Consider the following 15,790-nt stretch of genomic DNA (forward strand, 5'->3'; position numbering starts at 1 on the left):
CTAATAAGCAATTTACTTCTAACCAGCAACCATGAAACCATTCTGTTTTGCCAAAAACGAAATTATAGAATCAAAGTTTGCATCCTGTCACCCATTGGATATCGGAATGATACGGGGGTATGCCATTTTTGATTTTTTCAGAACAGTAGGCCCCAATCCACTTTTTTTGGATGACTACTTGGCTAGATTTACCGACTCAGCCAAAAGTGCCCATTTACCACTATCCTATTCGAGGGAGGAACTTGCCGGTATCATTCACGAACTTATCGCCAAAAATGAATTGGAATATGGGGGAGTACGGATGATCTTATCGGGAGGAATTTCAGAAAATTTTTTCACTCCAGCATCTGGTGACTTATTCATTTTCTGTGAACCCTTAAAATTGCCAAGTGAGGAAAAATATAAAAAGGGGGTGAAACTGCTTCCTGTGGAATACGTGAGGCCTATACCGAGAATAAAAACAACCAATTATACCTTACCCTGCTTTCTAAGTGTAGACTGGCCATCCCAAGGTGCCGAAGATGTTATTTATCACAATCAAGGTCTGGTTTCCGAGAGTTCGAGAAGTAATATTTTTATGGTAAAAGAAGGAGTCATCAGTACTCCCGCTTCTCATATCCTAGAAGGTATCACACGTAAAAAAGTTATGGAACTCGCCGAAAATGTAAGTGTCAGGGATATCCAACTTGATGAATTGCTTGATGCTGACGAGGTATTTATGACGAGCACAACAAAAAGAATACTCCCGATTACGACAATAGGAAATCAGGTCATAGCCACAGGAAAACCGGGCAACCAAACAATGTCCCTGATGAGTGCTTTTGAAAAAATGGAAAAAAACATGGTTTTCAGCACTCGTTAAACCCCACATGTCTGTAAATGGTGTAAAAAATAAAACCTGCTTACCAAGTTGGTAGCAGGTTTTATTTTTTTGCCGTTTATATCTTTTAATTCATCAATTGCGCATCGGTAAGGATATACATAAGCTTTTCAGGGTCCTTGTCGTTTAAAGTTAGTGTACCTTTTACCTTCACCCGTTTAGAGGTGTATTTCACAGGCGTGGAAAGCATGACCTCCATGACCGTTTCGGGGCCCCCTGATCCGCAAAAAAAACATTCAGCAAGCGGCAAGGAGGATAGGATTATATGTTCCGGCTTGAACATCCCTTCGAATGGAATAATATATCCGTCTGCCTCAACTACCTTTCCTTCCATGTCTTTGATTTTAGGACCAAAAACAGGTAGATATAATTCGCCCCATTCGTCCTCCCCAATTTTATAGGTCACTTCCGAAAGGTCTTTCCATACAGAGGTTTGGGCATTTACTTGAAGCGAAAGCATAGTAACAGCTATGCACACCAATAGATATTTCATTTTCATTTTATTTATTTCGTCAATTGTTTAGCAATATCGGTTCTGTAAGCATTCCATGCCGGCAGCAAAGATGCCAATACCCCAATTAAGATCGCAAAGAAAACCAAATATAATTCTTCAACTAAGAAAACATCTGCACGTAAACCGGCAATGGCTCCTTGATCATAATTTACAACCAAAATAAGAAGGAAAAGGTGCCCAATAAGCAAACCAAGCAATGCACCTAAAAAGGTAAGTAACACCCCCTCAAGCAGAATATGCCTAAATAGTAACCCCTTAGATGCTCCGATGGTCCGCATCACTGCCAAATCATACTTTCTTTCCTTTAACGAATTGTAAAGTGCAATGAATATACCCAGCCCGGAAATTACAATAATGATTACCGCCAAGCCCTGTACCAAGGTCACTCCAATACCAAGTAGTTCAAATAATCTGGAAATCTCAAACGATGGCGATGCTGCCTGCAGGGAACTTCTACTATTGATAAATCGCGGCAACTGTACCGCTGCAATCGGATTTCTATACTGAACCAAAAGAGACGTGATTTCTCTCGGTTCAGTGGTTTCAGGAAAGCCAGTAGTAGTCACAGGCAGTTCCATTAACGCATGGTCATGATCTTCATCATGGGTAAACCAGACGGATTCCATGCTGGTAAGTATAAGCTGATCAACGACGCTTCCCTGCTTTTCCATCACACCGGTAATGACATAGTCATGCTCATCATGATCGTGGCTGGCGGAGCCTATCCCATGCGAACCTACAAAAGTATCTCCTACCTGTAATCCCAACTTAGTGGCCACATCATGACCTATGACAACGTCAAAGGGTTTTTTCCATGGAGATCCAGCAGCAAAGCTAACCGCATAGAGCTCCAGATAATCGTGATTAGTTCCCACTATCCTGAATCCCTGATAATTATCTCCCATTCCCAACGGAATGGTATTTTTTATCAATCGGTTTTTTGATACGCCGATTGCCTCTTCCAGATCTATATTGCCAGTGGGAAAATCAATATGATATACCGAAGACAAAACCAGTTGAAGAGGACTTCCTTTGGCCCCTATGACCAAGTCTATTCCAACGGCATCCTTTGTCATTTTATTTTCAAACTGATCTTGCATAAGAAGCAAAACAGTAATTATCGCCAACCCTAAAGCCAATAGTAAGATATTTAGACTTGTATTTAGCGGCTTGGCTATCAGGTATTTCCAGCTTAATTTAAGTAAATTCATCGATACACCTCCCCTATCGTCAATTGGTTAGCAATATGATTTTTTACCCGCTGGTCATGGGTAACTACAATAAGAACTGCCTGCAAACGCTTGGCCTGAATTTTAAGCAACCGAATCACATTTTCCGCATTTTCATCATCCAGGCTAGCGGTAGGTTCATCCGCCAGAATCACCTTAGGTTCATTGGCCAATGCCCTGGCAATGGATACCCTTTGTGCCTCACCCTCACTGAGCGTGTCCAGTTTAGCGGATTTCTTATCCGATATACCCAATTCCATGAGGTTTTTTTCGATGGTGTTCTGTTTATTTTTGCCTACAAAATAATTGGCTATCTGGAGGTTTTCCATGACGGTAAGCGCAGACAGAATGTGAGGTTTTTGAAAAACTATACCAATCTTTTCTCCCCTGAATTTATCAAGCGCATTTCCCTTCAGGGAATAAATACTGGTGCCGTCTATGATGACGTCTCCGGATTGCGGTTTTAACAAGCCCCCTAAAATATGTAACAGAGTGGTTTTTCCTGATCCTGATTTGCCCAATACAAGCAATTCATCACCGGGGTTTAAATGGAGGTCCGGGAGGTCAAATGGGGGTAAATTTTCGTATTTAAAATGTATGGATTTGGAAATTAACATGTTGTTGGTTTTGTCTTTACTTAATCGGAATTTCAAGGAGGAAGGTTGTCCCTTTTGAAAGTTCAGTATGAAATGTGATTTTTCCACCGATTACTTCCACACATTTTTTCACTATGGATAACCCGAGTCCGGATCCCTCTCTCAATCCTACGTTTTTACCCCTGAAAAAGCGGTCAAACAACTGGGACTGTTCAGCAGGGGATATTCCTATCCCCTGATCTCTGATCGATGCCTTTAGCAAGTTATCCTCTACCCAAACCTGAAATTCCACAAGTCCCCCATCCCTGGAATATTTTACTGCGTTGGATAGAAGGTTTTCCAAAATCTGATACAGTAAATCCATGTCGGAGGTGATCATCCTTGGTAACTTATCGAATTGGGTAACAATTTTGACGTCATTTTCCACTCCTGCCTTTACCATATCCACTACTTCATTAAGAAATGAAGCGGTGTATATCCGTACAGGCTTATAGTTCATCTTGTCAGCGTCTGCTTTTCCAAAGAAGAGTACAGAAGTCAGCAAACTATTCAGACTTCTTACTGAATTTTCAATTTTTCCGGCATGTTTGGCGATCTTTACTTTAAAAGGATGGTCCTTTTCCGCATATTTTTGTAACAGCTGAGCTGAACTGAGGATAGATGTAAGTGGTGTCTTAAACCCATGGGATACATTCTGAACGATCCTTGACTTCAGTTCACTTAGCTCCCGTTCCTTTTCCAGGGCTTTCTGCAGTTCTTTGTTAGCCTCGTTAAGATCCGCGGTCCGTTGCCTTACCTTTTCCTCTAGTTCGTTATTTAGATTTTGGAGTTCCTTTTCCTTTTTGTCTTTAAAGATGGCCAATTCGATGACCATATTTAACTCGCGGATATTGAAGGGCTTAATGACGTATGCACTGGGGTTTGTTACTGCTACCTTTTGGAGCGTTTCTGCGTCAGAACTTGCAGTAAGGTAAACCACGGGGATGTTATATTTCTCATTGATAATTTCCGTCGTCTTTATCCCGTCTAGCTTTCCAGATAGATTAATATCCATCATGACGATGTCCGCCCTGTTGTTTTCCAGAATTTCCAAAGCCATTTCACCCGAATCAGCCATCCCAATAATTTCATGATGATTTTTTTCAAGTGCCTTTTTTAATAAAAGGGCTGAAACAGTATCATCTTCAGTAATTAAAATTTTTAAAGAAAACATGTAGCTAAAATTTGTTATGTCTGACTCGATTTCAGAAATTTATGTAAACAATGGTATTTCAATAATTACTTCCGTTCCTTTTCCCTTTGTACTTTTTATATCAATAGTGCCCGATAGTTGGTCCAAAAGCTGCTTGGTCACCGCCAATCCGAGACCTGCGCCTTCGAATTTCCGGTCATATCCATTACTTTCCTGCTCAAACGGTGAAAATAATTTATCTAAGTATTCCTCACCGATACCAATACCCTGGTCCGTTACTTTTAGGAAAAGGTTTTCCCCTTTCTTCTCTATCTCAATGGTAACCACCCCTTCATTAGAGTATTTTATTGCATTTCCGACTACATGATTAATTATCATAGTAATATACTCCCGTTCAATATTGCCAACAAAAGGCTTGGTTCGGTGCTTTACGGTCACCAATATGCCTTTCTTAATTGCCGAAGATTTGTGGGGCAGCAAGATTTTAGAAAAGAAATCATTGATATTCGTTACTTCATAATTGATGTCTCTTTTGTCCGACTGAATTTTAGACAAATCGAGAATTGCATTTATAGTATGGAGCAACCTCTCTCCGCTTTCTTGGATTATTTGAACCTGGGAAGCGAGGTGGGGTTGGTCCTGAATATTTCCAAGAATGTTTTCTGCGCTTCCCAAAATCCCGTTTAGGGGTGTACGAATTTCATGACTCATATTTGCTAAGATACTACTCTTTAACATACTTACCTCCTCAGCCCGGTCTTTGGCTAACTTTAAACCTTCTTCATATTCTTTCTTTTGCGAGATATCCCTAAAAATATTAAGCAAAAATGCATTATCTTCAAAGTCTGATTGCATGCGTGCAATAAATAATTCCACCTCTTTGTCCCCGGACTTAAATGGCATCCGCATCTCCCGTTTAAATCCGCTGCCGTTCATCCTTTCAATTTCAGCCAACATAGTCGCACGCTCCTTTTGGTAAAAGGTTGGATCGCGGAAAAGGAATGACAGTCCATTTTCAATCAACTCCTCTTCTTTCACGCCGGCAAGCCTACAAAGGGCAGGATTCGCCGCAATTACTATACCACCAGCTACAGAAAGCATCAATCCGTCTACGGAGCTATTCCACACATTTTTGAACTGATCCTCCGTTTTTTTAATTTCCACTTTTTTTCTAGCAAGGTCACTTTTGAGTACTCCCTGATATCTGAACTGCACGAATAAAAAGTTTAACAAAATGCCCAAACCAACAAATACGATTACCACCAACGCTATAAACCAACCCTGAAGATAATAGGGGTAATTTACGGTAAACGGATCTGCATAGGTCACTTCTGAATTAACCTGCTGGCCCAAACTGGATTTTAGCATGAGTTGGTATTCGCCGGGAGGAAGGTTGTTGAAGTAAATCCTGTTTTCTCTGGGATTTTCAATGGTTCGCCATTCATCATGCAAGCCAATTAATTTGTAACTCACTGTTAAATATGGCCATGACGCAAAACTCACAGCCCTATAATCTACAGATACATTGTTATATGCATAAGGTATATTTGAGGTTGATGTTGGAATAGACACATCCGAGACTACCGTGATTTTTTCTATATACGTTTTAGGAGCAGTGATTCGCTGATTATCCTCCTCCGGAATATAAACTGATACTCCATTTTGTGTGCCTATAAAAATTCTGCCTGCCCCAGCCATCTGCAAAGCACCACGACTGACTTCATTCCCGATCAGACCGTTCCGTTCGTTAAATTGACGAATCCGGTTATTTTCAAGTACAAAAACTCCAAAATTAGTCCCCAGCCAAAGTCTAGCCTGATCATCCTCCAATATGGTGTACACCGGATTTCTAACAGTATCTCCATTCAAACTGAATAGTTTTAATTTGTCATCTTCCAAAAAAAACAAGCCGTCTTCAGTTGCAATCAGCAAAGTATCATTTCTCAGGAGGTAGTCATAGCCTGAAATCCTAATATATGATAAACCTATGTCTGGATCGTTGGAATAGGTATTCTCTCCATTGTCCAAGATTATCCACTTATCCTGAATTTTCCCTGTTTTTCTGATAAAATTTCCGGAGAACCCTTCTTGCTGAGTTATGTTTTCTAAATATTCCTCAAAGGGAGCTGTGGGACCATTTTCGTCGATTGGTGCTTTCCAAAGGTGATTGTGCGTAATGACGAATAGACTGTCTTCCCTTACCTCCACGTAGTTAACCGGTTCGTCTGTAGGTAGGGATACTTTTTGCCAGTCAAAGCTTTCGGGATCTATAAACCCAAGTCCTGTTTTATAAGCTCCAAACCAGATTTTCCCAAATTTATCCCTGGAAAAATTCATCACCCTATTTAATTTTGCTTCATATGGGTCAGAGAACTCAACTGACTTAAGTATTTGGGTGCCATCCCAAATTTGATAGCCATTGTTATATCCTAAAATATAAGTAGTGGGGGCCAAATAATGTATAGCTGAAATATCGGTCTCCGGCAAACCGATACGCTTATCAAAACTTTGGAACCTGAGACTTGATAGTATCGCGGCACCCCTATATGTACCCAACCAAGTAGCACCTTCCCTATCCACAAAAGTACTTTGCACATAATTTACATTCAATTCGTCGCTGACTGATAATTCCGTAATAGCCTTGGACCTGAAATTGCGTTTGTATAATTGGGAATTATAAAAAAAATAAAGATCCCCATTATTTTCAAAAAGTCCGTAGGAGTCTTTTTCTGAGTTAATTATACCTGAAAAACCATAAAATATCGGCCCATCAATTTGGCCCAGACGGTCACTTTTGTAGAGCGAATTCTTTGAGAGGTAATAATAGGAGCTATCCAGATCATTATATACCACCTGTAATACAGGCTCCGGAAGATTTTCTGTGGATAAGGTAACTTCCTCAAAAGTATCATCAGTTAGTTTAAAAACACACTTATTGAAAACAAAATGCAATTCCCCTTCAGCAGATGTAAAGATCGAAGTGAACCTTCCAAATGAACCAATATCAATGTCATATTTTCGGATCAACTCTCCAGCCATGTCCTGCACCACTAATTGGTCCCCTACCACTAAAAAAAGTGATTTCTCCTTCCCTGAACCTCCAATATATAGTTGAGTATTTGATTGGTTGGATTCCTCCACATCCTTAGCTATGGATAGGGGGATGCGGTGCCATGCTGACAAATCATAATAATAGACAACTGGTTTGCCTCTGGATTGGTAAATCCATACATGTCCATCCTGATCTATAGTAAGTAGCTGGGTGGCGTAGGATTGCAAAAGTAATTCTTCTGGCAATAGCTTCATGGATATGCCGTCCGAGTACCTGACCCCCTTATCCGTTGCCAACCAAATAAATCCATTAGCATCTTGGTTTATTGCATAAATCGACTCGGAAGTTAGGTCAAAACCCCTAATCTGTTTGGAAGATTTAAAGGTTTGCCCCGACGAATTCCCGAACACCCACAAAAAGATTAATACAAAAGAGATGCACTTATTCATGATTAGCTGTTACGAGGTTAAATTTAGAAAAAGTTATCAATACTCTAAATTAAATTGATAATGTTTCGCATTTCTTTTTGTGGTAGGCCTTATTCTTATAATTTTGTAGCAAATCTTTAAAAATCGCATTATGAGTGTTTTGATAAATAATAGTTCAAAAGTAATTGTGCAAGGTTTCACCGGAAACGAGGGTTCTTTCCATGCACAACAAATGATTGAATACGGAACCAACGTTGTTGGTGGAGTTACACCCGGAAAAGGAGGATCAACTCACCTGGGCAAACCCGTGTTCAATACGGTGGAAGATGCAATTAGCTCTACTGGAGCAAATACATCCATTATTTTTGTTCCTCCTGCCTTTGCCGCTGACGCCATCTTAGAAGCAGCAGATGCCGGCATCAAAGTGATCATAGCGATTACAGAAGGTATTCCAGTCAAAGATATGATGAAGGTAAAACCTTATGTCAAGAAAAAAGGAGCCACTCTAATTGGGCCTAACTGTCCGGGAGTAATTACACCGGGACAAGCTAAAGTGGGAATTATGCCCGGTTTTGTATTTCGGTCAGGAAGAGTTGGAGTAGTCTCTAAGTCAGGAACACTGACCTATGAAGCTGCCGATCAAATTTCCAAGGCAGGCTTAGGTGTCTCTACAGCCATCGGTATTGGCGGTGACCCGATAATCGGTACGTCTACCAAGGAGGCTGTGCAGCTCCTGATGGAGGATCCTGAAACCGATGCCATCGTAATGATCGGCGAAATCGGCGGAAATTATGAGGCTGAAGCAGCCAAATGGATCAAGGAAAACGGGAATAAAAAACCAGTGGTCGGCTTCATAGCGGGACAGACTGCTCCTCCAGGCCGAAGAATGGGTCACGCAGGGGCCATCGTCGGAGGCAAAGATGATACCGCCGAAGCGAAAATGAGAATTATGAGAGAAAATGGTATCTATGTAGCCGAAACCCCAGCAGAAATTGGGGAAGTAATGGCAAAGGCCCTTGGGGTTGATGCATAATCGTATTTGAAATATGTTTTAATAACTGGAGAGGATAATTCAATTATCCTCTCTTTTTTTATGTACCTATTGACACGAAAGCTTTTTCTTGAGGTAACTATATTTAAGCAAAAACAGAGCGATTATGCTGTCCTTCCCCTTTTCTTAACCTGTTGTCAAGGATTTGCCCCATTTTGTCAATAGCTTCAATCTCCCACCTATCACAATCCCATTGATTATATCGTGATAATTATCTATATTTTGATTCCAATTAACACATCATAACCAATTGATTAATTGTCCTATGTCCCAAAAATTGCTCATTGGAGTCTTTTTATTTATTCAGGTCACTACGCTACAGGCGCAGGGGACCTTAGACTATACGAAGGATATAATTCCCACGCTTAAAACTCACTGCTACTCCTGCCACAACGTAGGAAATTCAAAAGGGGGTATCAACCTGGAGAAATATGAAGAAGAGGGGAGAATCATCAAAGACGGGCAACTTTGGCTTCATGTGATCGATCAAGTCAAAACCAATGCCATGCCTCCCAGCCACAAGCCGCCACTTTCTGCGGAGGATTACCACATTCTGGTGGACGGAATCAACGATATCTTGGTAAAGTCATTGCAAAACAAAACCCCTGGAAAAGTAATCATCCGAAGGTTAAACCATACCGAATATCACTATACGGTCATGGACTTGACTGGCATCTCCTTTGATGCCAAAAACAGGTTCCCCTCAGACGGTTCTGGGGGCAGCGGATTTGATAATCAGGGAGGTTCACTTTTTTTCACTCCTCTAAAGATGGAAAGATATTATGATGCAGCGGAGGAAATTATTGAAGAAGTATATCAGGACCGGGCGAAATGGGATAAATTGGTTCCCTTTACGTACAAACTTACCCTTTGGCAGCGGTTTTTAACTTGGATCAAAAGCACCTTGTTTTCCTCCTTCAATCCGGTAAATCCTCCGGTGGAGGCAGCAGAGAAGGTTATCTATCCCTTCGCCAGCAGTGCTTACCGGAGATTTTTGAAAAGTGAAGAAAAAGAGAAGTTGTTGACCCTCTTTGAAAAGGTGTATGCGAACAACCACTCCATGCAAAATCCGGAACGGTTCGACAGAAGTGTCGGCGAAGTATTTAAAGCCGTTTTGATTGCTCCTTCCTTTCTTTACAAAATGGAAGAAGAGCCTGACGTGGAAAAACCGGTTCCAGTAAGCGATTTTGAAATGGCCACACGCCTATCCTATTTTCTTTGGTGCAGTATGCCGGATCAGGAACTCTTTCAATTGGCAGCATCCGGCAAATTGCAGGAAGACGAAGTGTTGGAACAACAGGTTACCCGGATGCTTGAAGACCCCAAAGCTCTGCGTTTCGCGGAATCGTTTGTTACTCAGTGGTTAGGTATCACGAAATTGAAAGATCCAAATGCTCCTCTGGGGGATTTGGCTAAATTCCCCCTATTTACCGAAGCAATCAAAGATGCCATGTATAGGGAGACAACAGCCTATTTCTACCACATATTAACAGATGGAGGAAATTTTCTGGACCTCATCAAAAGCGATTATACCTTTCTGAATGAAGACCTAGCTGAATTTTACGGCGTAAAGGGAGTAAAAGGAGAGGAATTTCAACAGGTCAATGTGACGGATGGTATACGTGGTGGGTTGTTGGGCATGGGCAGTGTATTGGCCGTGACTTCTTTACCTACGCGTACCAGTCCCGTACTTCGTGGTAAGTGGGTAATGGAAGAAATTTTGGGTATCTCTCCACCTCCACCCCCACCAGACGTAAGTGAGCTATCCGAAGATGAAAGTTTGCATGAGGATCTGGGATTAAGGGCTTTGTTGGAGCGGCACCGCTCTGATCCGGCCTGTCAATCCTGCCACGAAAAGATGGACCCACTAGGGATTGGATTGGAAAATTTCGACGCTGTCGGAAGATGGAGAGATTCCTATGGCAATACACCCATTGATGCGTCAGGAGTCTTGTCAACTGGCGAAAAATTTCAAGGGCCCGTAGATCTCAAACTCTTGCTGATGGAAGAAAAGGAAAAATTTGCCCGTAACCTCACCATCAAGTTCCTGTCCTATTCTGTAGGCAGAGGCGTGTTATTTACAGATGAGACCGCCGTTAGGGAGCTCTCTGACAAATTGATCGCGACGAACTTTCAACCCAATCTGTTTATTGCGGATTTAGTAAAAAGTTACCCTTTCCGAATGAAAATAAAGGATTTCCAAAAAAGATCCACTGAAATATAAAATTTACTGGACATAATATTTGTGTTGGTATAAATCGAAAACTTCGTTAACTTGCTCATATTGACAAGCAACGACCAAATAAATAACCGAGATGATCAAAAAGTGGCAAATTTCCAGGCGCAAAATGCTCAAAGGTATGGGCGCAGCAATTGCTCTTCCATTTTTGGAAGCCATGAGTCCGCTTACCCTTGCAGCACAGGGAAATCCGCAGTTTCCTGTAAGATCTGCGTTTATTTTTATGCCCAACGGTGTACATCCCGACCGTTGGACACCCCAAGCAATTGGAACCCACTTCGAGCTGTCGCCTACACTTCAACCCTTAAGGAAATTGAAGGATGATATATTGGTGTTGGGGCAGATGATGAACAAAAATTCCATCTTTCAGGGAGCTGATGGCCATTATGCGAAGGATGCCAATTTGTTTACCTCCATGCCGATTACTAAAACCGCTGGAGACAACATTAATGCAGGTGGCATATCCATCGATCAATTGATCGCAAATCATTATAAAAATGAGACACTTTTCCCCTCTTTGGAGTACGGATTAGACAGAATAGCCACGGGAGTGGACATTAATGTGGGTTTCACCAGATTATATGCCAGTAGTATCTCCTGGAAAAATGCCACTACCCCACTTTCTAAAGAAATTGATCCACGTCTAGCTTTTGACAGATTGTTCCGTTCATTCGTGACCGGAAATACAAAAACCGACAATCCGCACAAAAGCAGTATTTTAGATGCTGTCATGGATGATGCCCGCTCGCTTAAAAACAATCTGGGCAGATCTGACCAAGACAAATTGGAAGAATACTTGGAGTCCATCCGCTCTATTGAAAAGCGAATTTCCAATCAGGATAGTCTGAAGGATTTTGAAAGCAAAGTCACTCCAGACATCCGAAAAGAACTTAACCGTGTCAATATTAGCATAGAGGAATTTGTCGACGCCCATGCCGGAGTGAACATCACCGAGAAAACCCGGCTGATGTATGACATCATGGCCTTGGCTCTCTGGAGCGATGCATCTAGGGTGATATCGTTTATGTATGGCAACTCGGTAAGCAACCGTAACTTTTCCTTTTTGGACGGGGTGACGGGAGCACATCACTCCCTTTCCCATCACATGAACAATGAAAGCAATCTCGACCAATATGACAAAATTACCATGTGGCATTTGGAACAGTATGCTTACTTCTGCGAGAAATTAAAATCCATCAAAGAAGGAGACCGTACATTGCTTGACAATTCTCTCATTATGTTTGCCTCCGGATTAAGAGACGGTAATCGACACTCGCCAAGGGACCTTCCCGTAATTGTAGCTGGCAAGGGTGGCGGCAGAATCAAGACCGGACAAAACCTTATTTTTGAAGACAATACGCCGTTGGCAAATCTGTATGCCACTTGGCTTCAAACCGTGGGTATTGAAACCAACAAATTTGCCGATAGCACGAGAACACTGCATGAGATAATGGTTTAGTTTTTTACCCCAATGTTTTATTGAAAAATCCTGCTTCAAAATTCTTCACCTTTAGCGATCAAAGGCTGGTAATCTATGTCTAACCCGTATGCAACGTTACCCCTATCTTCAAATACCTTTAAATCGGTAAAGAGATGGGGATTCATTTTGTGCTTAATTTTGAGTGCTTTTTTTTTGAGTGTTCCTTTCCTACCGGAAACTATTGATAACGATGCTGCCTTGCCCCTCTTGATAGGAAGGTTTCATCCCCTTGTGTTACACTTTCCCATTGTATTAATCCTGCTTACTTCCGTCTTTTTAATTCTGGGTATTTTCCATGCACTTTTCAGGCATCCTTTAGTCATCGGAAGCCTGCTTTTCCTGTCTTGTGTGAGCAGTGCCATAGCCGTAGTAGCTGGCTATTTGCTTTTTGCAACGGATGACTATTCTGGGGATATGGTCCTAAACCATCTTTGGGGAGGTATATGGACAGGAGTAGGAATTTGTTTGAGCAGTGCCGTGTACGTATTGTGGTTAGAAAAAAACAGTAAAATTTTATCCTATTTTTTTTATACTGCACTTGGAGCGACGACTGCCTTTCTGGGATATACAAGTCACTTGGGGGGATCTCTGACGCACGGCCAAGATTTCATCTCAGAACCCATGACTGCACTTTTCCCGCCCAAGGGGATGCCTGAGAAGCCTTTGGAAGAGGTCTTACTTTATGAAGATCTAATCTACACCATTCTAGATTCCAAATGCATCAACTGCCACAATGAAAACAAAACCAAGGGTGACCTGCTGATGACAAGCCACGACAATTTGATAAAAGCAGGGGAAAGCGGCAAAAATGCCGTCATACCGGGCAATTCTGCCGAGAGTGAACTGATGGTAAGAGTTCACCTGCCTTCATCTGACGAAGACCACATGCCCCCCGAAGGCAAACCGGGGTTTTCTGCTGAAGAACTAAAGCTATTGACATTTTGGATTGATGAAGGTGCTGAAAAAAATATTAAAATTGTTGAATTATTAGACCATCCTGAGGTGGGTCCAGAAATAAATATCCTCTTACCAAAAATCCGTAAAACCCAGCAGCGGTTGTTTTTAGAAAAGGAAAAATTTGAACAAGTCTATCAAGAATTATTGAAGATTGCAGAACCGTTAGGTATAGAAATCATGCCCGATAAAGATGCTGAACAGCTAACCTTTGCACTTCGCATGACATTCCCTCCCAAACCATTCTCCACGGAAGAATTGTTGAAATTGGAGCCCTATTTCTCCTTTTTTTCAAGCGTATCCCTTGCCTCGGCGGATATCACCGATGATGAGCTGTTTTTTATCAGCAAAATGGAAAATTTACGACATCTCTTTGTTCAAAAGACCGGCATAACGGGAACAGGCCTTCCCTACCTCCATTCACTGTCCCAATTGGAGACTTTAAACATATCATTCACGCCAATGATAGACGGCAATGCGTTGCATTTATTGGAATTCCCAGCCCTCAAAAAGATTTATTTTTTCGGTACTCCCGTGAAGAAAGAAGTGATTGCGGCATTACAGGCCTATCGTCCCGATTTGGAGATTGTTTTGGAAGAAGGACCCTTATTTTAAAAATAGCCCTATCTTGTTGTTTGTGAGTATTTAATAAGGTAAATAAAAAAACCACTTAATCTTCTGATATTTCTATGAGACCAAAAAATTGGATTTGCTTCATATCGAAGCTTTTCGTAAATATTTGTGTAATTGTACTTTTTTCCCAGTGCCAACAAGCAATAGAAACCAGCGATACACTATCGCAAACCCACAAGGTAAGTCCTCTGGAAACCTATGTGAATCGTGTAGACCCCGCTACATCCTACGAATTGGTTCATGAATCAAAAGGCGAGGGATATACCTACTATGTGATCCGTTCTGTTTCCCAGAATTGGCTAACAACCAATGAAGTGACGGAGACAACTTGGTGGCATTGGGTATCTTTTGTGATCCCTGACAAATTGGAGCATGATGTTTCATTCTTGATGATTTCTGGTGGCAGTACAAACACCAAGCTCCCCGAAAGCCCAGACAAGATGCTTGTTGAAGCGGCTTTAAATACCAATTCTACGGCAATAAAGGTGCATAATATTCCCTTTCAACCTATAACTTTTGTTGGTGATACAGTGGAAAAAAGGACAGAAGATGGACTGATCGCCTATGGCTGGAGAGAATTTATGGAACGGGGAGCAAAGGATGAAGATGCGATTTGGCTGGCTAGACTTCCCATGACCAAAGCGGTAATCACAGCCATGGATGCAGTCACCGACTACACCAACACTAAACTTGGTATGAATTTGGAAAAGTACGTGGTAGCTGGAGGCTCAAAAAGAGGATGGACCACGTGGACTACCGCTGCCCTGGATGACCGTGTGGTGGCTATGGCACCCATTGTGATAGATGTATTGAATGTAATCCCTTCCTTTCAGCATCATTGGAGAAGCTATGGTTTTTGGGCACCTGCTGTAAAAGATTATGAACGGGAAGGGATCATGGACTGGATGGGAACTAAAGAATACGACCGCTTGCTGGAAATTTCGGATCCCTATTCTTTCGTGGATGATTTTGCCGATATTCCAAAATTATTAATTAACGGTTCTGGTGATCAGTTCTTTTTGCCGGATAGTTGGCAATTTTATTGGGATGACCTAAAAGGAGAAAAACACTTGGTCTACATTCCCAATGCAGGTCATTCTCTAGACAATTCGGATGCCATGGAGATCCTTTTGGGATTCTACAAACGGATTTTAACCGAACAGTCTCGACCGGAATATACTTGGGAGGTTTCAGACACTCACATCAAAGTATCAGTAAATTCCAACAATCCTCCTACAAAGATAAAACTTTGGGAAGCTAACAATACGGAAACAAGGGATTTTCGGATTGATGTATTTGGCCCTGGCTGGACAGAAACGGAAATTCCCTTCCAGGAAAATGGTATCTATGAGATACCCATCAGCTCTCCGGCAAAAGGCTGGAAAGGCCATTTCGTCGAACTCACCTATGGGGGAAGTGCCCCGTTAAAAGTAACTACCGGGATTAAAGTTCTGCCTGAAACTTATCCATTTGAACCATTTGTCCCAAAAGTTCAAAAACGAACCAAAGCAGACTAAAAAACAAGCTGAACACGACAATCAA

Annotated in this window: 11 protein-coding genes; 6 read left to right on the forward strand and 5 right to left on the reverse strand. The window is 41.7% G+C overall.

Translation table 11 applies throughout. The features are described 5' to 3' along the window. Nucleotides 1-31: 31 nt before the first annotated feature. Complete coding sequence (locus tag FQ608_RS10665; RefSeq protein WP_158858216.1) at nt 32-862, forward strand: aminotransferase class IV; 831 nt, start codon at nt 32-34, stop codon at nt 860-862. 85 nt (nt 863-947) lie between these two features. Here FQ608_RS10665 and FQ608_RS10670 read toward each other — a convergent pair whose 3' ends face one another. Genes FQ608_RS10670 through FQ608_RS10690 form a run of 5 tightly spaced genes read right to left on the reverse strand, consistent with a single transcriptional unit; the run spans nt 948 to nt 7,912 of the window. Next, the gene (locus FQ608_RS10670) at nt 948-1,373 is read right to left on the reverse strand and encodes a hypothetical protein (RefSeq protein WP_394351651.1); all 426 of its coding nucleotides are present in this window, start codon (nt 1,371-1,373) and stop codon (nt 948-950) included. Between the two features lie 11 nt (nt 1,374-1,384). Beyond that, entirely contained in the window at nt 1,385-2,605 is a 1,221-nt protein-coding gene (locus tag FQ608_RS10675) for an ABC transporter permease (protein ID WP_158858218.1), read from the reverse strand. Beyond that, nucleotides 2,602-3,240 carry an ABC transporter ATP-binding protein gene (locus FQ608_RS10680; protein WP_158858219.1) on the reverse strand — a complete coding sequence of 213 codons (639 nt, stop codon included), beginning with the start codon at nt 3,238-3,240 and terminating at the stop codon, nt 2,602-2,604. Before FQ608_RS10680 ends, FQ608_RS10675 begins: the two co-directional genes overlap by 4 nt. A gap of 16 nt (nt 3,241-3,256) precedes the next feature. Continuing rightward, nucleotides 3,257-4,432 (reverse strand): hybrid sensor histidine kinase/response regulator, encoded by a 1,176-nt coding sequence (locus tag FQ608_RS10685; protein ID WP_158858220.1) that lies wholly within the window; start codon nt 4,430-4,432, stop codon nt 3,257-3,259. A 39-nt stretch (nt 4,433-4,471) separates the two neighbouring features. Beyond that, complete coding sequence (locus FQ608_RS10690; RefSeq protein WP_158858221.1) at nt 4,472-7,912, reverse strand: sensor histidine kinase; 3,441 nt, start codon at nt 7,910-7,912, stop codon at nt 4,472-4,474. Nucleotides 7,913-8,042: 130 nt separating this feature from the next. Here FQ608_RS10690 and sucD point away from each other — a divergent pair, with 130 nt between their 5' ends. The 5 genes from sucD to FQ608_RS10715 all read left to right on the forward strand — a co-directional run bounded on the left by sucD (nt 8,043) and on the right by FQ608_RS10715 (nt 15,765). Further along, a complete protein-coding gene (sucD, locus tag FQ608_RS10695; RefSeq protein WP_158858222.1) occupies nt 8,043-8,924 on the forward strand; it encodes a succinate--CoA ligase subunit alpha in 882 nt (293 codons plus the stop codon). Between the two features lie 283 nt (nt 8,925-9,207). Next, nucleotides 9,208-11,166 carry a DUF1592 domain-containing protein gene (locus FQ608_RS10700; protein ID WP_158858223.1) on the forward strand — a complete coding sequence of 653 codons (1,959 nt, stop codon included), beginning with the start codon at nt 9,208-9,210 and terminating at the stop codon, nt 11,164-11,166. A gap of 136 nt (nt 11,167-11,302) precedes the next feature. After that, on the forward strand, nt 11,303-12,640 hold the full coding sequence (locus FQ608_RS10705; RefSeq protein WP_234364162.1) for a DUF1552 domain-containing protein: 1,338 nt from the start codon (nt 11,303-11,305) through the stop codon (nt 12,638-12,640). A gap of 159 nt (nt 12,641-12,799) precedes the next feature. Further along, complete coding sequence (locus FQ608_RS10710) at nt 12,800-14,230, forward strand: c-type cytochrome domain-containing protein (RefSeq protein ID WP_234364163.1); 1,431 nt, start codon at nt 12,800-12,802, stop codon at nt 14,228-14,230. Nucleotides 14,231-14,304: 74 nt separating this feature from the next. Beyond that, complete coding sequence (locus FQ608_RS10715; RefSeq protein ID WP_199856356.1) at nt 14,305-15,765, forward strand: PhoPQ-activated pathogenicity-related family protein; 1,461 nt, start codon at nt 14,305-14,307, stop codon at nt 15,763-15,765. Nucleotides 15,766-15,790 lie beyond the last annotated feature (25 nt).

Source organism: Lunatibacter salilacus (assembly GCF_009797935.1).
Taxonomy (GTDB): Bacteria; Bacteroidota; Bacteroidia; order Cytophagales; family Cyclobacteriaceae; genus Lunatibacter; species Lunatibacter salilacus.